Genomic DNA, 18,102 nt, shown 5'->3' with positions numbered 1-18,102 from the left:
ACGCAAGTCATGAATATTCAACAAGCTTTAAGCAATATTACTAAAAACATTCACCTGACTCAGGAACAAATGGAAGACGTGATGCGCACCATTATGTCTGGCGAAGCAACCGATGCCCAGATCGGTGCTCTGCTCATGGGTCTACGCCTGAAAGGCGAAAGTATTGACGAGATTACTGCTGCAGCACGTGTCATGCGTGAACTGGCAACCAAAATTGATGTCAGTGATGTCCCTCATCTGGTGGATATCGTCGGTACAGGCGGTGATGGACAAAACCTGTTTAACGTATCTACCGCTTCAGCCTTTGTAATTGCAGCAGCTGGTGCAACGATTGCCAAACATGGTAACCGTGGTGTTTCTACCAAATCAGGCTCTTCAGATTTACTGGAACAGGCAGGCATTAATCTAGACTTAAATATGCAGCAAACCGAACGCTGTATCCGTGATATCGGTGTGGGCTTCCTGTTCGCACCGAATCATCACAAAGCCATGAAATATGCGATTGGTCCACGTAAAGAGCTGGGTATTCGCAGTATTTTCAACCTGCTCGGCCCGCTTACGAATCCGGCCAGTGTAAAACGTTTGGTCATCGGGGTATTTTCCAATGAACTTTGCCGCCCGATTGCAGAAGTCATGAAACAGCTCGGTGCTGAACATGTGATGGTCGTACATTCACGTGATGGCTTAGATGAAATCAGTCTGGCTTCTTCTACCCATGTGGCTGAGCTGAAAAACGGTGAAATCACTGAATGGGAAATCATTCCTGAACAGGTCGATATTGAATCGCAAACCTTAACTGGTTTAATTATTGAAAGCTCAGCAGAAAGTCTGGCTCTGATTAAAGATGCCTTAGGCAAGAAGAAATCTGAGATCGGTCATAAGGCTGCCAATATGATTGCCCTAAATGCCGGTGCTGGTATTTATGTATCAGGCCTGACTTCAAGCTATAAGCAAGGTGTGGCATTGGCACACGATATTATTTATGGTGGCCAGGCACTGGAAAAAATGAGCGTGCTGTCTGAATTCACCAAAACCATCAAACAATATGAAGCTTAATACGGTCAGGAATTTGAATCATGGTTGATATTGCAAATACAATTTTGGGTAAAATTGTTGATCGTAAGAAAGAAGAGTTCGCTCTCCGTCTTAAGCAAAAAAGCTATAAGGATGTTGAAGAACTGGCACAAGCTGCGACACCTGTACGTGGTTTTGCTCAATCTTTAATGTCTAAACGTCCGGGTGTAATCGCTGAAATTAAAAAGGCTTCTCCGTCCAAAGGCGTGATTCGTGAAAACTTCAATCCTGCAGAAATTGCGGCGCAATATCAGGATGCCGGCGCTGCCTGTTTATCTGTACTGACAGATGTGGATTTTTTCCAGGGTGCTGATGAAAATATTCAGATCGCCCGTTCGCACTGTGACTTGCCTGCGCTGCGTAAAGACTTCCTAATCGATCCTTATGGTGTGATTGAAGCACGTGCCTTAAATGCAGACTGTATCTTGCTGATCGTGGCCTGCCTGTCTGATCAGCAGTTAGAGGAAATGTCTAAAACCGCATTTGAGCATAATCTGGATGTACTGGTTGAAGTGCATGATGAAGAAGAATTAGGGCGTGCTTTAAAACTGCCTGATCGTTGTCTGCTGGGTGTGAACAACCGTAATTTAAAAACTTTTGATGTCGACCTGAATACATCACTACGTCTGAAAAAATTACTGGATCCTTCACGCCTGCTGGTCACTGAAAGCGGTATTGCGACCCCTGCTGATGTTTCGATGATGCAGGAACATGATATTCATGCCTTCCTGGTCGGTGAAAGTTTCATGAAACAGCCACGTCCAGATCATGCTTTCCGTGATTTATTCGGTGAGCCTGAATCGGTTTAAAATATTAAGTATAAAAAAAGCCCCATCTCAGCATGGGGCTTTTTTTATTTCTATTAACCAAATTCATTTAATACTGAGTTGAATGATCAAAATAAGAGATTAATTTTTCAAATTCTGGCAGTTCAGAATAGGACTTATCCGCCTTGATTTCATCTGCCCAATCCACCTTCGAGTTCAGACAAAAACTCAGTCTGTGCTGAATTTTGGGTGCTTGATCCAGAAGCCCTAAAGGAATCCAGATCAATGCAATTGTACCTACCTGATTCGGTACAGGCGAGCCACAGTGTTGACAAAAATGAGAACGAAATCCGGTCTCTTTTTGATAGCAGGAAATTGAAGTCTGTTCTGAGGTCCATTCAAAATATTGCTGATGAACTAAAGTTGCTGCATTCGCGGCCGTACCACTCTGTTTACGACATAAACTGCAGTGACAATGATACATGGCCTGAATATTCGTATTTACTTTGAACTGGACATCGCCACACAAACAACTGCCTGAATAACTCATTTTTTTATTTTCCAGGTTTGATTGATTTATATTTAAAGAGAGATGTTCCATCGAGGCAACTGTTAAGATGATAAAAGGAGAATATTCATGAATTATTTTCTATTTAAAGTTCATCAAGCTATACAATCTTAGAAAACTATTGAGAAATTAATGCTGGGTTTGGGATATGTTGTATTTAGTGCAATTCATTTCTCCTTTCAGTCATTTAAGACTATAATTTACCAAATTCAGTATCTCCCCCGTTTCCAGATTATGAGCAAACACGATTCTTCGCTTTCTAAAGATCAGTACAATTTACTCAAAGATCTTAAAAAGCAAATTAGTCATCCTCAGCCTAAGGCTGAACCTGTTGCCCCTGTCGTGAAAACAGCGGAGCAGGAACAGGAGGAAGACCTCGATCTATTTCGCAAGCAGATGCAAGGCGTACAAAAAATTGATGCCGGCAATATTGCGAAAATAGAAAAATCTCCCAAGAAAAAAGTCGATGCGCAAACTTTGGCCAAGCGTGCTGCTGCCGAAGGCCCCATGCATACCGATGAAACCGTCCTGTCTGATACTCAAGCCATGCTCAATCCGGTTGGCAGTCAGGCGAGCTTAAGCTACCGCATTGCGACCTTGCAGCATAAGGTTTTTGAAGATTTAAAAGCAGGCAATCTGCGCTGGTTCGAAGCTGTCGACCTGCATGGTTGTACGGTCGAAGAGGCACGTCAGGCTGTGCTTCAGATTATCCAGATCGCCAAAGATGAAAACCAGAACGTGATCAAGATCGTACATGGCAAAGGGCCGGAAGCGATTTTAAAAACTTATGTCAACGGCTGGTTACGTCAGCACCGTGATGTTCTGGCCTTTGTCAGTGCGCCTGAAAAACAGGGTGGCACTGGCGCAGTTTTAGTTTTGCTAAAACGTGCAGAAAAAAATCCAAAGTTTAAACAGTAAGCGGATTTACCCCCAAAATAAGGCATTGTAAAAGATTTCTGCTACAATGCCGTCCTTGTTCATTCTCAGTTTAAGTGAATACGTCATATGACTATGCAGCAATCTTACGCAAACATTCTTACTGCCGTTGGTGAAGATCTCAATCGCCCTGGTCTCAAAGATACGCCCGTGCGTGCTGCGAAAGCGTTTTCGTATTTAACCTCAGGTTATAGCCAGACTCTGGAAGAAGTGACCAATAGTGCGGTTTTTCCATCAGATAACCGTGAAATGGTTTTAGTGAAAAATATCGAATTTTATTCACTCTGCGAACACCATTTATTGCCATTTTATGGCCGTGTACATATTGCCTATTTACCTGAAGGCAAGGTATTGGGGCTGTCTAAATTTGCCCGAATTACTGAAATGTTTGCCCGTCGTTTGCAGATTCAGGAAAATCTGACCCAGCAAATCGCAGAAGCGGTTGCTGAAGTCACCAATGCACGTGGTGTGGCTGTGATGATTGATTCAGCACATATGTGTATGATGATGCGTGGTGTTGGCAAACAGGAATCGACGACGCGTACGGTGTCATTTATCGGTGACTTTAAAACCGATAAAGAAGTCCGCCGTGAGTTTTTAGGCGCTGTACCAGAAAGTTATTAATATAGATTCATACATGAAAGCCTCAATTGATATTGGGGCTTTTTTACACGGTGAGGTTACGAAAATGTCATCTATTTGGATTGCGGGTCAAGGTTTAGGCCAGGCTGAAGAAAGTATCGATTATCCACGGCCAGACCGGCTGGTTAAAGGCAATCCTAAACGCCTGACTCAGAGTGCCTATCAACATCCCAATATGGATTGCGGAATCTGGCAATGTGAAGTGGGTGCGTGGAATATCGTATTTGCCGAGAATAAACAGGAATTCTTTCAGGTAATCGAAGGGATCGTCCGTTTACATGATGCTCAAAGACAATCCTTTGTTGAAATCAAAGCAGGTGAAGCCGGCATTATTCCACCCGGTTTTATTGGCACTTTTGAAGTGGTTGAAGCCGTTAAAAAATATTATGTCGTGGTAGAAAGTTAAAAGATAAGTACGAATTCAATATCTTCATCAGTTAAGGAATTTTGCAATCAATTCCTTAACTTTTCTACGTATTCATTCAATTTCTTAAAATTTTATCCCTACATTCTTTTCAAAAAGTTGTCTCATTAACTTAACTTCCCTAGTTTTAAAAATAAACAAATTGATGCTGCATAATTAATTTCCTGACTACATTTCCTGCCATGTTTAAATACAGATCTTTTGTTTAGAAGGCTGCATGATCCAAGTGTATAAATTCTGGAAACAGCCATGAGTAGAAAACAGCCTGATCCGCCTAAACGCCCTTCACGTGTTCATTCAAATAGTTTTGACTATAGTCTAGATTTTAAAAAAATTGATTTCCGTAAACGTCCAGACTTATACCGGATTGGACGCGGTGAGCAAGGCGTGCTTTTAGTAGAACCTTATAAGTCGGAAATTCTGCCCCACTGGCGTTTTGCAGATGCGGAAAAAGCCCAAGCCAGTAGTGAAAAAATTTATGCCCTGTTTCTAGAATATTTAAAACAGGAAGATTTCGTCGGGGCCGATATGGCACGCAAGTTTTTACAAATGGGTTATACCCGCGCCCGACGTTATGCCAATCATAAAGGCGGCAAAAAATACGATGGTCCGGTTCCAGATGATAAAAAGGGTTTAAGTGGTGCGCATGGGCGTGAGGAATTGCCGCGCAGTTCTGAAGATCCGGTTAAAGCTGCTGCAGCGAAAATATTTAAACAAAAATGGGATAAAGCCAAAGTCCATCCCGAATATGTACGGCAAAAACAGCAATTTCAGGCTGCGATTCAGCAGCAAATTTTAAATTAGACAGACGCTTTTTGTGCGCCCTGAATTTGAGAAGGTTGCGCCAGATAGACCCGGTTACGCCCTGTATTTTTAGCCATATACAGTGCAGCATCTGCGGCATCCAGGAATCTTTGGTAATCCGGATGACCATCAAATAACGCGCAGCCGATACTAACTGTGAGTCTAAATTGCTGTCCTTGAGCCGTACTGATCAGGCCATGCTCTACATATGTACGGATATTTTCAGCAATATTTAGCGCGCGTCTTTCATCGGAATCCACCAGCAGCAGCAGGAATTCCTCACCACCGACACGGAACGCATAGTCACTGCCCTGAATGTATTTCTGTAGGGCATCAGCAATAAATTTTAAGGCCAGATCGCCGGCTGCATGACCATATTTATCATTAATGGCTTTGAAGAAGTCGGCATCAATCGCTAGCAAGGATAATGGTGTCTGGTTATCACGAGAGAAATTGATTTCACGTGAAATAATGGTATTTAAATAACGGCGATTCAATAACTGGGTTAGAGAGTCATTTCCAGATTCGATGTAATCTGCAACCTGGAATAATTGATCGACCAAGTGCTGTATTTCACGGTTTAAGTCACGAATACTTTGAATCAGATTCAGCATCTGATCTTTTTCAGTACATTCCAGCACTGCCTGATTCAGCGTATCGATCTGATAAATTCGCTCGATAATTAAATCGACCTGATCAGAACCGGTAAAGGCATAAGACGCCTTATGAATAAACCATAAGCCAAATTCTGACTTGGACAGCATTTGATGTCTAATGCCTGTAGTTCCAGAAAAGACCTTGAACATCAGCTCATTTTCCCAATCCAGCAATGAACTGCGCTGTTTATCTTTTTGTACCGCGACATCTTGCATTGCAGAAAATACCCGGTAACTGTGCTTCATTTCCTGATTCTGGACGGATTTCGCCTCATAGGAACGACACATAATTTCTGTGGCAAATCCCATGATTTGTACAATATAACTACAGGTAGTAAGCATGTTCGGCTGCGGATTTAAACTCAGCAATTCAAACATTTTGCGCTGAATTTCTCGTACACCGCGCATAATCAGCCAGGATGGAATCCCGACGCGTGCATGCACATGTCCAACGATATTCTGTTTTTGCACAGCCTCTGCATAACGCTTATTCAGCGCTACACTAAAACTTTCTGAAAGCCATTGATGTAAAGTATCGCGTAAACGCTGCTGAATCAGCTCATCAGTAAAATACTGAGATGCTTCTTCTTCCAGAAGCATATTTTTATAGAATTCTTCTACCAGTACCAAAGAGTGGTCTTGAATAAACTGAAATGCGTGTAGCAAATCATCTGATGAATAATTTTGACAGATCTGCTCCCACTGCTCCGCCAGCATAGCCATACACTCATTATTCATATAACTTTTCCCGATACTTTGCGATTCGCAGTGATATTATGTGACAAATACAACAATATTCAGGCATTTTAACCCAATTACTGAATACAATCTTTGATAATATCGGTAGAAGTCTCCGAACATGAATTTATTTTAAACATTCAAATACAAGTCATTTGATCTATAAAATTAATTTACTCAATATTCGATGTTATGTTCGCCAAATCAGAAATAATGGACTAAGCCCAGACTCCATTTTTCCCAGTCTTTCGAGTCCTGTTGCCGATATTCCCAGCCCGCCCGAATGGCATTTTGTGTATTCCATGCATATTGCAGCTGGCTTTTCAACTTTAGCTGCCACTGATGAGAGTCTTCCCAGTATGGCAATTCCACCTGTACCAGACTATTAACCTGATTCGTCCAGATATTCTGGCAACCCACCGTTGGCCCCATACCGATACGCCATCCTTTGTCTAGCGCCTTTCCGGCCTGCACATGATTTTGTAGCTGCACATAACAGAGATGTTCACGTGCTTCATTTGCCCAGCTATAGCCCCCCTGAACCTGAAAATTGGCTATGCCATGCTGCTGCTCGGTACTAAACTGGCCATGCTGATCCAGTGCTTCCTGTTTCCAGCCCAAACTAAAACCCCAAGATAACGGCGCTTTAAATGCATTGATCGGGTTATAGGAATTCACTGTAAGTAGATCCAGGTGCTCCAGCTTCACGCGGTCATCACGGTATTGCAATGCACCATCCAGGAATAATAATTGGGTTCCTGTACGCAGCCCGCCTTGCGGATCCATGAGGTCGTGATAAGCCTGACGATGACCGAGCTGCACAAAAGTCTCACCCTGTACTTGCCCAGTTTCAAGAACGATATTTCGGGCATGATGGCTTTGAACCGGATCTATTTTTGGATGCTCTGGCTGCTGACGCTGTTTGTCTATCGCCAACTGACTTCTTAGGCCCAATAATTTGCGAAAGCGCGGCTGGGCAAAAGATTCATCAACTTCTTGACGAAGAAAATCCAGATATAAATGGTCGTAGGCCATTTCCAGAATCTTGGCCTGATCTTCAGCCGGATAATTTTGCAGTATGGTTTCCATTTCAGAGGTTTCTGCATACGCTACCTGATGCGCAGTTTTTGCCAAGGATTTGCCATGTTGCCGGGCTTGAGCCAGTAATTGAGTTTCCAGTGCCGGACGGTAAATCTTTTTCCTGATCAGTCCCTGCTGTTCCACAACTTTTAAAGTTTCGACCGGAATCGCGGCGGTATCGAATTGCTGCTGCAAGTTCAGTTCAGGACGCACCAGATCAAAAAGCCCTAGTAGACGATAAGCACAGTTATCATTAATGAAATAATAAGGGAAACTTACCTGCTGCATTTCCCAGAGATGCTTCACCAGAAAACCGGTTTCTTCAGGTGTTAAATTAAGTTCATATTCCCATAAATCACGGCTTTCAAAGTCACCATATTCCTTGACTTTGCGGTAATACGGCATCAAGGAATATTCCCCCGGATATTGTCCGGTCAGCCCTTTCCAGGCAAAGGACCAGTTATCATTACTGTCAACTGTGGCAGCATAATTGACCGCATAAGAAACCAGATTCAGTTGCTGCTGGTCTTTGGGATCCAGACGCAGCAAAGTATGACCAAACATGGAGCTGGGATTACCCATATAATCGGTGGCATAAATCAGGGTCGCTTGATAAGGCTTGACTTCATTCATCCAGCGCTCAAAATCCGGGCAACTCGCTTCAGGCAATTGCTGTTCAGAAATATTCAGCTGTTGCATTAACCACTGACTACGCGCCGGAAATTCACATCGTACAGACTGATTGGGTTCTGCTGGCTCAAACAATGCCTGTATATTTTGCTCCAATTCAAGTTGCAGGTCTGTCTTGCTCTGCTTTGCCAGAAAATAGCCAGCATAGCTGACTTCACTTTTTCCTTCAGCATTGACATACATCAAACGCTGCCAGGTCGCGGTCTGGTGCAATTTTTTTTGTGTGGCTTGTTCTAGATAAGCTTGAATATCTGGAGAAATTTCGGATGCAAAACTTAGGGGACTCCACAGCAAGGCTGGGAGCAAAAAAGCATATTTCATTCAGTCAACGGTTCTTTTCAGTTTTTATTTATAAGAAAACCCTGCCAGGACAGCAGGGTTTTTACAGCGATACTTAGATATAAGCTTTTAATACTTCATCTTTAGCCATGACTGTTTGTAGAGTACTTAACACTTGTAAAGTATTCTGGTTTTCTTCTGAATAGATTTCAGAGAAATTCTGCTTAGATACAGTGAAGAAACGTGCTTTGTCTTCTGCCTTGATATTTAGCAGTTCAGCCAGTACATTCAGGCTTTCACCTTCACCTACGGCCATATCACGTGCCAATGCCTCAGCATTTTCATTGGTAAAAGTCACGACTTGAGCCGTTACTGTACCGCCCTGGCTACATCCTAAAGTACCGAAAGTAATACCCAGCCACTGGTTAGTAAACAGGACGTTTGTTGTACCTGCAAGCAGCTTAGGAATAATGCCTGACTGGCCTGCCCATACCTGGCTACCAATACCACAACCTACATCTCTATCCGCCATCGCCATACCAGAACCCGTTGCCAATACCACAGCGAGCATAATCTTTTTTAACATACTTATTCTCCGGTTATTCTCATGCATCTTTTGTTATTACGCTAATGATGTAATCTTCATTACACATTCAGGAGAGTAGCGGGAAGTCTAATTTGGCGCAATGAAAAAACTGTCTGATTTACATAAAGATAAACAGAATAGTTTTACCGGGTTTTTAGACTCCAGTTACCTTGAGAATTACGCTGTCCTAGAATCTTTAATACCAGCACCAGACTGAGCAATAAAAGTAAATACCAGGAACCGAGCTTACCCCAACCGACCATGTGCCATTTTTCTACCTGGCTTGGATATAGCCAGATCTGATAAAAGGTACTGATGTTCTCAGCCACCCAGATAATGAAAGCCAAAATCAACAGGACAGGTAACATCGGCAGCTGAAAAGCATGCTGATTCAACTGAAATCGAATTCTGGTTTTCCAGAACATCACTACACTCCAGACAAATAACAGCAAACGATAGTCGGGAATGAAGAATTTACTCATAAAGTTGATGTAGGACAGTACTGCCAAAGCCAGCATATGGCTAAAGCGCGGCAATTTTTCAAATGAAACTTGGTATAAGCGTAAGGAACGTGCAAAAAAACTGCCGACAGCCGAATACATAAAGCCGGCAAATAAAGGCACCGTCAGTATTTTAAAAATCGCAGGTTGTGGATATTGCCAGGATGCAATCGCCGGATGGGTCAGGAAAATTTCCATGACCATCGCCATGATATGGAACAAGGCAATTACTTTGGCTTCGGCCCAGGATTCCAGTTTGGTATAGAGTAATACCACCTGAATCAGTAAAGCGAAAAATAATAGATAGTCATAGCGGTAGAAACCGTAAAATAGTTCACTACCCATTGATGCGGTTTGTGCAAAAGCAAGCAGGAGCAGAATCCCAAATAAGGCAGCCGAAGCTGCCTTATAGATAAATTCAAACCCTGATTTAAAAAAGTCGATCAAGGTTTACATCCTAAAGATATTTAGCGCTGTACTCATGTACGGTATCAATAAATACTTTAGGATTGGCTGGATCCACCCACTGGGTAATGCCATGACCTAAGTTGGCTACATAACCGGTTTTTTCACCGTTGGCATAGGCATCATCCAGCATCAACTTGGTTGCTTTAGCAATCGCGTCTGGAGTGCCATATAAAGTTGCCGGATCCAGGTTGCCTTGTAGTGCGGCACGGCCTGCAACAGTCTGACGCGCAACATTGAGCGGTGTAGTCCAGTCCAGACCAAAAGCATCTGCACCGGTCGCAACCATAGGCTCCAGCCATTGACCGCCACCTTTGGTAAACAGAATCACTGGAATCTTGCGGCCATCTTTTTCACGTTGCAAACCTGCCACAATTTTCTGCATATAATTGAGTGAAAATTCAATATATTCACGATGAGCAAGTGCCCCGCCCCAGCTATCAAAGATCTGTACTGCCTGAGCACCGGCATCAATCTGGGCATTCAGATATTCAGTCACAGCATCTGCTAAACGTTCTAATAAAGCATGCAGAACCTCTGGCTGTGCATACATCATGTTTTTAGTGAAGCGGAAGTCTTTGCTCGAACCCCCTTCAACCATATATGTCGCCAAGGTCCACGGACTGCCAGAGAAGCCGATCAATGGTACTTGCCCACCCAAAGCGGAACGAATGGTCGATACTGCATTCATTACATAATCAAGGTCAGACTTGGCATTGAATTTGGGTAAATTAGCCACATCCTGTTCAGTCCGCACAGTTTTGTGGAATTTCGGACCTTCACCTGCTTCAAAATACAGACCCAGACCTAAAGCATCTGGTACAGTCAGAATGTCCGAAAATAAAATGGCCGCATCCAGCTCATAACGGCGTAAAGGCTGCAAAGTCACTTCACAGGCAAATTCAGTATTTTTGCAAAGAGAAAGGAAATCCCCTGCTTTGGCACGTGTTTCTCGATATTCTGGTAAATAACGGCCTGCCTGACGCATCATCCATACAGGGGTAGTATCTACAGGTTCACGTAACAATGCGCGCAGAAAACGATCATTTTTTAAGGTCGTCATTCACTTTCCTATCTATCTTTGATATTGCCCACATCATAACAAAATGGCTGCATTTTGAATAACTTCTCATGACTTTAAAAACCGATCATGTTAAGTGATCAAATGTGAGGAACTACACAAAAGAACTACTGCATCTCCACATTTTTTCTGTAATACTTATAGTGTTTTTTCACATAGTTAACGAAATATTTTTAAGGTTGAGTTACATGTTCGTTCGCACAATGCTCGCTGTGAGTCTAGGTTGCATTTTCGCAGGTACTGTTTTCGCTGCGTCTAATGCTGAACAACCATTAAACCCCCAAGTTGTCACTGATGTTGCGGTTCAGGATCCGATTGATCCTTTAGCGACTGAAGCTTCGGCAGCACAAGCAGAAACTCGAATTAGTGCTCAAGAACAACAAGATCTGAAGAAAGCTTCTGAAGCATTAGATGTATTACAAGATACTGAAGACCAGACTGCCAATATCGGTGCTGCTCTAACCACGACTAAAGCACCGACAAATTCTGCTGCTGCGAAAGCATCTTGGACTTTAGACGGCCTTAATAATGCAAGCTGGTATGAAGATATTGGTAAAGGCCAATTTCCGGTATATGCACGTGCGCATGTCATGTTGAATAATGCCCATGCTTCTCCAGGTGCGATTGACGGTACTAGCGGTAAAAATACCTTGAAAGCGATCGCATCTTTCCAGCAAATGAATGGCATTAAACCAACAGGTACGTTGACTCAGGAAACTTGGGATGCCCTATTGGCTAAACAGGGTTCTAAGCCTGCTTTTGTTGAATACACCATCACTGAAGAAGACCTGAAAGGTCCTTATGCCGAGTCTATTCCTTCTGACTATGCCTTACAGGCAAAAATGAAAGGTCTGTATTACACTCGCGTAACTGAAATGCTGGGTGAAAAATTCCATATGGATGAAGACTTTTTGAAAAAGTTAAATCCAAAAGCTACCTTTAAGAAAGCTGGGGAAAAGCTGATTGTTGCCAATATCCGCAATGAAGTGCCTGAAGATATTCATTTAATTGTGGCGCATAAAGGTGCTAAGCAGCTTTATCTGTTCAATAGCCGTAACCAGATGATCGCTTCTTTCCCTGCAACGATTGGCAGTTCGAGTACTCCATCGCCAACAGGAACTTATAAAGTGACTGGCGTAGCGAAAAACCCATGGTATAGCTACTCACCATCTAACTTTGTTCAAGGCAACAACAAGAAACCACTTTCTTTACCACCTGGTCCAAACGGTCCTGTAGGTAATATCTGGATCGGTTTAAGCAAAAAATCATTTGGTATTCATGGTACGCCAAATCCATCTGCAATCTCTAAAACTGCGTCACATGGTTGTATCCGTCTGACTAACTGGGATGCGAATGATTTAGGCCGTAAAGTGAAATCAGGCGTAACTGTCCGTTTCCTTGAATAATCTTTATTTAAATACCTAAGCCCGCTTACGAGTGGGCTTTTTTATACCTGCTTTCTCTTATATCGTTGCAAAAATGCAATGATCTGTCGCCTGTTTATAATTTTTTAAGAATTAAAACAACGTTATGATGATCTCAAGTTAAAAATTAAAGTGAGATAAATTCATGAAAGCTTTTCTACATCCAAGTGAAAATCGTGGTCATGTAAAAATGGGCTGGCTGGAGTCTAAACACAGCTTCTCATTTGGCAACTGGTACAATCCGAACTATATGGGCGTGAGTGCATTACGCGTTATTAATGATGATCTGATTGATGCACATCAGGGCTTTGGTACCCATCCGCATGACAATATGGAAATCCTGACCTGTGTATTGAAAGGCACGATTACTCATCAGGACAGTATGGGCAATCATGGCGGTATTGCAGCAGGTGAATGGCAACTGATGAGTGCTGGAACCGGTGTACGTCATAGTGAAATGAACCAGGGCGATGAACAGGTGCATCTCCTGCAAATCTGGATCATTCCGAATGAACATGATGCTCAGCCAAATTATCAGCAAATTCGTCTGGACGCAAAAGAACAACCAAATCAATGGCATTTAATTTGTGGACCAAATGACAATGCACCCATGCACATTCGTCAAAATGCTGAAGTCAAAACAGCCGTGATCCAGCAAGGTCAAAGTCTAGATATTAAGGCTACCCAGCATATCAATTATGTACATGTGATTTCTGGCTCAGTACAAATTGCAGAATATACAGTTGAAGCTGGTGGTGCGATTGCCTTTATGGATGACGCAGAGATTAAAGCAATTGAAGATGCACAAGTGATCTGGTTTGATTTGCCAGAAGCTGCTAATTAAAACTTCTATTTATATTCAGTCTATGCCGACCCATCATTTTGATCAGTCGGCATTTTTTATAGAAAACATATAAAAATAAAAGTGATTCATTCTTTATAAGGATTTGAACTTCAATATCCCACTATACAAATTAAACCAATTCACATCAGTTTTTTACCGAACAACAGTAAATTTTGGGCGAAGATTGAGCTGATCCATTTTGATTGAATCAATATAGCGAATGGCTGTTCTGGTCATTATCTTGTATAGATTAAACAGGTGTATGCACCTTTTCATTTATTCTGAATAAACCGAAGAGCACATCTAATGAACCAGATTTTAGAAATCCAAAGCAGCCAGCAACAAGCTCTGCACTTTTTATTAGACTTTTTAAAACAGCAGCAATATCAGTTTACGGCCATTACCCCACTTTCCCATCAACGGATTCTGGATCGTAAAAGAAGCGAAAAAAATAAATATAAAACCCTACAGGATATCTTTGGCTGGAATCTGGAATTTACAATTACCGATCTTGATCCTGTTCTTTTTTCATTATTATTAGAGCATCAGCTTTTGGAAGTTCAGGATAATACATATAAAAGTCTGATCAGAGTCGCTTCACTCGAAGACGAATTATTTATTCACTCAGCCTTTCCCACCACCCAACAGGACGCTGTTTTTTTTGGTCCTGATACTTACCGTTTTGCCTATCATTTAAAGCAGTATTTATCTTGCCAGGCCAATTCTTTTAAACGGGCGGCTGAAATATGCTGTGGCACTTCTGCTGCTGCAATTCATATAGCTAAACATTTTCCAGATCATGAGGAAATCTTTGTCGCAGATCTGAATCCGAAAGCCCTTCTCTATAGCCAGATTAATATTGATTTTTCAGATTTTGATACGATTTATCCTGTGCAGAGTAATTTATTTTCTGGTCTTGAAGGCCAGTTCGATCTGATTTTTGCCAATCCTCCTTATTTAATTGATCCAGATCAACGACAATACCGTCATGGAGGCAATGAACTGAATGGCAATGAATTGTCTTTTAAGATTATCAAACAGGGTTTACAGCGACTCAGTCCAGATGGACGTCTATTTTTATATACTGGCGTCACTATTTGTCAGGACGGCAATCGCTTCTTACAGCATCTGGAGGATTTAGTGAAACAGCATCAAAATATTGACTGGTCTTATGAGGAAATTGATCCGGATATTTTTGGTGAAGAATTAGAGCAACCTGCTTATCAACATGTAGAAAGAATTGCGCTGGCCCTACTCAAGTTCGAAGTCAAAACTGATAGAACATGAATTTTCAGCTGGGATTGAGGCAATTTTTAAACTGCGGCCTAATTAAAACAAATAAAAATTAACTCAACCCGCATCACATTTAAAATTATTTTTAATAATTATTTATCATTAAAAAACATATACTTAAATTAAATATTGGTTCTATTTTATCGCCACTTACTTCTATAATTCTCATCTGATATTTACGACAACTTTAAAAATAATGTCGTCTTTTTGGTTATACCTTGGGGAAAATTGTGGAAAGAAATTATTTGAGGTTGAGAACAACCTTACTAGCCTTATCGCTATCGATGAGTCTGATTGCCTGTGGTGGAGGTGGCAGTAGCGGAACATCTTCTCCTGCAGAAACACCAGATTCTGCTGTTAATCCACCATCAACAACTAATCCATCTGATAACGAGGAATCATCCCCCTCACCTGTAGAAACACCTGATGGCAGTACACCACCTTTAAATCCACAAACGCCAACGACCACCCGGATTAATAAGGCATTGAGTACAGGTGATGCCCGACCTTTGATTCAGCAAGATTCCGCTACATTGTTAGACTGGGCCTTGCAGCTCGCCAAGCAACAACAAACATGGCAAAAGGGTTTAATTACCTCACTCTATACCAGTTCGAATGGCAAAGTTTTGCAACCTCAACTGCAATTTACGCCAACTGCTTCGATTAATCTTTATCCTTATGATTTAAGCGCAGCTTTGCCAATTGCAGTTTCAGATCAAGCCTGCGGCTGGAATTTAAGTCAGCAGGCAAATAAAGGCTGTGGTCTGGGAGTCGCATCACAAATCGGTAAAGGCCGTGCGCTGACTTTTGGCCAGAATATGCTTGGGGGAATCTCAGCGAATAGTCCTGACGTGGTAGATTTTGCACCCGTGCTCAACAATGGTTTTCGCTGGCTATTGACGGGGAAAACACAAGCACAGCCTAAACAAGAACTAAAACTTACCGTGAATGGTCTGGCACAAACCAACCTGAGCATGATAGAAAATATTTTGCCCACCATTTAGGGGTTAAAGTTACCTTTCTACAATGTAATGTACTGGATCAAACCAATACCTGCTGGAAAGATGCTGACCTGATGATTTTAGGCAGTAATATTGGCGCCAATAATTTTGAATCCAGCTTGATTCAGGAATATCTGGAGGCAGGTAAGCCAATATATTTCCAGGCAATGGGTTATAACGTCACTACACCGATGGAAAAAATCTTTTCGGCATTGAAGATTGAAACCAATAATAATTACTGGCGTGGCCAAGATACTTTACTCATGTCTTCAGGACGTTCTATCACAGATCAATGGAATAAAGTGAATGACATTGATAGTACGATCCAAATGCTGGAATATTTCAAGTCACCAAGTGCGGCACGTCTAGGTGATTTAAATGCCAATAATCCGTTGATTCAAACCATCAATAAAGCTTCTACCAATCTACAAAATTTAAATGCACAAGGCATTACTGCATTTAGCGCAAAAAATAATAATCAGATTCTAAAAGCTTTGGTGTTATTGGCAGATCTCTGGCGTCCAGGCGTGAATTACAGCGGACTGTCGAAAAATGGCGATGCTCTGACTTTTATGCGTACCTATGCCAGCGACTCCTGGACGGACTATAAACGCAAAACCACATTGGTGAATCCAAATGGTGCCGGCGATTATATGCCAGCCTCTGCACAAAACATGGCTGTCAGTGCTCAAGCCGAAACCATTACCGTGACCATTCCACAAGGCAGTGGAATTACCACAATTGGTCGTGCCAGCATTCCGGGCAAACCTGTCAGTATTGAGATTGTTGATGCTCAGGGTGCGCAGCTTTCAGTCCAGACCAGCTATTTACGTGCCTGGGGCAATCCCTTTGATGATGGCGGCTATAAACGTCCTCGCCGTCCCAATAGTTTCACCGTAAAATTAGACGCCACTCAAAGCAATGACTTTATTAGCCCGTTCGGTGGACCATTGATGTTGAATTACAGCAATGCCAAAGCAGGCTCGGTGGTGACCTTAAAAATCAAAGGCGCAGCAAAATATGCGCATTATGATTTTACTCAAACGATCACTGAAGCGGATATTAGCGAAGCCACCAGCATCCTGCAAAGTAGAAACTTCGGCTGGAACACTTTTAAATTTGTTGGTGGTGAAATTCAACAGACCAATGACTATGCTTTAAAAGCCATTGGTGATCGATCGGCACGTACCTATGTGGATCAGATTAAGGGCGTAATCTTTGACAGTAACCACATTGCTAACGGTTATAACAACATGCCGCTGGATAGCAGTACGGCACAGCGTTGTAATGAATTAGGCTGGGATTGTACCGGCACAGTTCATCGTGCCCCGTGTTCAACATTTTGTGGGCTGGATTGCGACCTGTGGCTTCCTGTGCTCAGGAAATCCATCAGATGGGTCAACTTGATACCGGTTGGGGCTGGGTGCATGAACTGGGACATAATACTGTTCAGGATGTCTTAACCATGGTATTCCCTTCTACTGAAACCGGAATAACTATTGGTTGCGTAGTGGAATGTAATAACAACATTCTGGCAGGCCTAAGCATGATGCGTAAATATCATCTATATGCTCAGGACAGTAATGGCAGCAACTTCCGCCACCCAACCTTATATGCCAATATCAAGGATACACGGAGTCTTGGTCTGTCAGGTGAGGTACAACGTGCCGCCATGGAAAAACGCTTATGGCAAGATGGCTATCATGTATCGATGCAAGCCTTCCATATCCAGATGGCCATGAACTATACCCGTTTACATCAAGGTAAATCGCGACCTGATCTTCAGGGTGTATTTGAGTTCATACGCCTACTGAATACGGCACAACGTTTATATAACCAGATCGATTTAAGTAAAGCTTCTCAAGCAGATAAGAATAAACTGGGACTAGGTGCATTTAATGCGAAAAACATGAGCCGCCCTGACCTGATTTATGTACTCAGTTCAAAAATCATGGGCTATGATCTTAAAGATTTCTATGCACTTTATGGCTTGCCTTTAACTGCAACCGCACATGCTTCAGTCGCCATGCTTAATCTGCCTACCGCACCTTTGTATTTCTATGCGCAACCAGATGGCGGTTCAAATCGCCTGGCAACAGGACAATGGCTCACCATTCCAGCAAACGGCCCTCTCCCTAACTATCCTTACTAATTGACCAATTTAATATAAAAAAATCCCGGCTTCGGCTGGGATTTTTTATAGCAGAACATTTTCATGATCCGTGTATTAGCGATCAGTGAGAACTAAAT

The 18,102-nt window shown here is 42.3% G+C and carries 17 protein-coding genes and 1 pseudogene; 12 read left to right on the top strand and 6 right to left on the bottom strand.

Annotation, left to right across the window (positions count from 1 at the left end; translation table 11 throughout):
- The first annotated feature begins 9 nt into the window (after window positions 1-9).
- On the top strand, window positions 10-1,056 hold the full coding sequence (gene trpD, locus FTV13_RS02100; protein WP_180010815.1) for an anthranilate phosphoribosyltransferase: 1,047 nt from the start codon (window positions 10-12) through the stop codon (window positions 1,054-1,056).
- 20 nt (window positions 1,057-1,076) lie between these two features.
- A complete protein-coding gene (gene trpC, locus FTV13_RS02095) occupies window positions 1,077-1,883 on the top strand; it encodes an indole-3-glycerol phosphate synthase TrpC (protein WP_180010813.1) in 807 nt (268 codons plus the stop codon).
- Between the two features lie 67 nt (window positions 1,884-1,950).
- Here the strand turns inward: trpC and FTV13_RS02090 are convergent, their stop codons facing one another.
- Window positions 1,951-2,391, bottom strand: coding sequence for a GFA family protein (locus FTV13_RS02090; protein WP_179992054.1), 441 nt, complete (start codon window positions 2,389-2,391; stop codon window positions 1,951-1,953).
- Window positions 2,392-2,643: 252 nt separating this feature from the next.
- On the opposite strand from FTV13_RS02090, the gene FTV13_RS02085 reads away from it, so the two are divergent.
- The 4 genes from FTV13_RS02085 to FTV13_RS02070 all read left to right on the top strand — a co-directional run bounded on the left by FTV13_RS02085 (window position 2,644) and on the right by FTV13_RS02070 (window position 5,215).
- Window positions 2,644-3,327, top strand: coding sequence for a Smr/MutS family protein (locus FTV13_RS02085; protein WP_034590020.1), 684 nt, complete (start codon window positions 2,644-2,646; stop codon window positions 3,325-3,327).
- A 93-nt stretch (window positions 3,328-3,420) separates the two neighbouring features.
- On the top strand, window positions 3,421-3,969 hold the full coding sequence (gene folE / locus FTV13_RS02080) for a GTP cyclohydrolase I FolE (RefSeq protein ID WP_171064799.1): 549 nt from the start codon (window positions 3,421-3,423) through the stop codon (window positions 3,967-3,969).
- 64 nt (window positions 3,970-4,033) lie between these two features.
- On the top strand, window positions 4,034-4,393 hold the full coding sequence (locus FTV13_RS02075) for a cupin domain-containing protein (RefSeq protein WP_159124404.1): 360 nt from the start codon (window positions 4,034-4,036) through the stop codon (window positions 4,391-4,393).
- 267 nt (window positions 4,394-4,660) lie between these two features.
- Complete coding sequence (locus FTV13_RS02070) at window positions 4,661-5,215, top strand: DUF4385 domain-containing protein (RefSeq protein WP_179992055.1); 555 nt, start codon at window positions 4,661-4,663, stop codon at window positions 5,213-5,215.
- Here the strand turns inward: FTV13_RS02070 and FTV13_RS02065 are convergent.
- The 5 genes from FTV13_RS02065 to hemE form a co-directional block, all read right to left on the bottom strand.
- The gene (locus FTV13_RS02065) at window positions 5,212-6,609 is read right to left on the bottom strand and encodes a diguanylate cyclase (RefSeq protein ID WP_180010811.1); all 1,398 of its coding nucleotides are present in this window, start codon (window positions 6,607-6,609) and stop codon (window positions 5,212-5,214) included. The two genes, FTV13_RS02070 and FTV13_RS02065, sit on opposite strands and share 4 nt — an antisense overlap.
- Before the next feature lie 204 nt (window positions 6,610-6,813).
- On the bottom strand, window positions 6,814-8,700 hold the full coding sequence (locus FTV13_RS02060; RefSeq protein WP_180010809.1) for a DUF4105 domain-containing protein: 1,887 nt from the start codon (window positions 8,698-8,700) through the stop codon (window positions 6,814-6,816).
- Window positions 8,701-8,773: 73 nt separating this feature from the next.
- Entirely contained in the window at window positions 8,774-9,244 is a 471-nt protein-coding gene (locus FTV13_RS02055) for a DUF3015 family protein (RefSeq protein WP_004782788.1), read from the bottom strand.
- Window positions 9,245-9,387: 143 nt separating this feature from the next.
- Window positions 9,388-10,191 carry a DUF817 family protein gene (locus tag FTV13_RS02050; protein ID WP_179992058.1) on the bottom strand — a complete coding sequence of 268 codons (804 nt, stop codon included), beginning with the start codon at window positions 10,189-10,191 and terminating at the stop codon, window positions 9,388-9,390.
- Between the two features lie 10 nt (window positions 10,192-10,201).
- A complete protein-coding gene (gene hemE, locus FTV13_RS02045; RefSeq protein WP_179992059.1) occupies window positions 10,202-11,272 on the bottom strand; it encodes a uroporphyrinogen decarboxylase in 1,071 nt (356 codons plus the stop codon).
- A gap of 206 nt (window positions 11,273-11,478) precedes the next feature.
- Between hemE and FTV13_RS02040 the strand changes: the two genes are divergently transcribed.
- The 6 genes and pseudogenes from FTV13_RS02040 to FTV13_RS15675 all read left to right on the top strand — a co-directional run bounded on the left by FTV13_RS02040 (window position 11,479) and on the right by FTV13_RS15675 (window position 18,004).
- Window positions 11,479-12,696, top strand: a complete 1,218-nt coding sequence (locus tag FTV13_RS02040; protein WP_179992060.1) for a L,D-transpeptidase family protein — start codon at window positions 11,479-11,481, stop codon at window positions 12,694-12,696.
- A 163-nt stretch (window positions 12,697-12,859) separates the two neighbouring features.
- Entirely contained in the window at window positions 12,860-13,558 is a 699-nt protein-coding gene (locus tag FTV13_RS02035) for a pirin-like bicupin family protein (protein ID WP_180010807.1), read from the top strand.
- A 306-nt stretch (window positions 13,559-13,864) separates the two neighbouring features.
- A complete protein-coding gene (locus FTV13_RS02030) occupies window positions 13,865-14,845 on the top strand; it encodes a class I SAM-dependent methyltransferase (protein WP_180010805.1) in 981 nt (326 codons plus the stop codon).
- Between the two features lie 251 nt (window positions 14,846-15,096).
- The gene (locus FTV13_RS15685; protein ID WP_257218395.1) at window positions 15,097-15,855 is read left to right on the top strand and encodes a hypothetical protein; all 759 of its coding nucleotides are present in this window, start codon (window positions 15,097-15,099) and stop codon (window positions 15,853-15,855) included.
- Between the two features lie 17 nt (window positions 15,856-15,872).
- Window positions 15,873-17,315, top strand: a pseudogene (locus FTV13_RS15680) (ImpA family metalloprotease); the annotation flags it as partial.
- The gene (locus FTV13_RS15675) at window positions 17,246-18,004 is read left to right on the top strand and encodes a hypothetical protein (RefSeq protein WP_257218394.1); all 759 of its coding nucleotides are present in this window, start codon (window positions 17,246-17,248) and stop codon (window positions 18,002-18,004) included. The pseudogene FTV13_RS15680 and the gene FTV13_RS15675, both read left to right, overlap by 70 nt.
- The last annotated feature ends 98 nt before the right edge of the window (window positions 18,005-18,102 follow it).

This window comes from Acinetobacter sp. YH12235, from assembly GCF_013417705.1.
In the GTDB taxonomy this organism is placed as follows: Bacteria; Pseudomonadota; Gammaproteobacteria; order Pseudomonadales; family Moraxellaceae; genus Acinetobacter.
The sequence above is the reverse complement of the archived record's forward strand: the minus strand, read 5'-3'. Positions and strand labels throughout refer to the sequence as shown.

Bases quoted from the DNA above. Each gene is read 5' to 3' on its own strand.
- trpC (WP_180010813.1), top strand. From the start codon at position 1,077: ATGGTTGATATTGCAAATACAATTTTGGGTAAAATTGTTGATCGTAAG.
- FTV13_RS02085 (WP_034590020.1), top strand. From the start codon at position 2,644: ATGAGCAAACACGATTCTTCGCTTTCTAAAGATCAGTACAATTTACTC.
- FTV13_RS02065 (WP_180010811.1), bottom strand. From the start codon at position 6,609: ATGAATAATGAGTGTATGGCTATGCTGGCGGAGCAGTGGGAGCAGATC.
- FTV13_RS02040 (WP_179992060.1), top strand. From the start codon at position 11,479: ATGTTCGTTCGCACAATGCTCGCTGTGAGTCTAGGTTGCATTTTCGCA.
- folE (WP_171064799.1), top strand. From the start codon at position 3,421: ATGCAGCAATCTTACGCAAACATTCTTACTGCCGTTGGTGAAGATCTC.
- FTV13_RS02090 (WP_179992054.1), bottom strand. From the start codon at position 2,391: ATGAGTTATTCAGGCAGTTGTTTGTGTGGCGATGTCCAGTTCAAAGTA.
- hemE (WP_179992059.1), bottom strand. From the start codon at position 11,272: ATGACGACCTTAAAAAATGATCGTTTTCTGCGCGCATTGTTACGTGAA.
- trpD (WP_180010815.1), top strand. From the start codon at position 10: ATGAATATTCAACAAGCTTTAAGCAATATTACTAAAAACATTCACCTG.
- FTV13_RS02030 (WP_180010805.1), top strand. From the start codon at position 13,865: ATGAACCAGATTTTAGAAATCCAAAGCAGCCAGCAACAAGCTCTGCAC.
- FTV13_RS02035 (WP_180010807.1), top strand. From the start codon at position 12,860: ATGAAAGCTTTTCTACATCCAAGTGAAAATCGTGGTCATGTAAAAATG.
- FTV13_RS02070 (WP_179992055.1), top strand. From the start codon at position 4,661: ATGAGTAGAAAACAGCCTGATCCGCCTAAACGCCCTTCACGTGTTCAT.
- FTV13_RS02060 (WP_180010809.1), bottom strand. From the start codon at position 8,700: ATGAAATATGCTTTTTTGCTCCCAGCCTTGCTGTGGAGTCCCCTAAGT.
- FTV13_RS02075 (WP_159124404.1), top strand. From the start codon at position 4,034: ATGTCATCTATTTGGATTGCGGGTCAAGGTTTAGGCCAGGCTGAAGAA.
- FTV13_RS15675 (WP_257218394.1), top strand. From the start codon at position 17,246: ATGGGTCAACTTGATACCGGTTGGGGCTGGGTGCATGAACTGGGACAT.
- FTV13_RS02055 (WP_004782788.1), bottom strand. From the start codon at position 9,244: ATGTTAAAAAAGATTATGCTCGCTGTGGTATTGGCAACGGGTTCTGGT.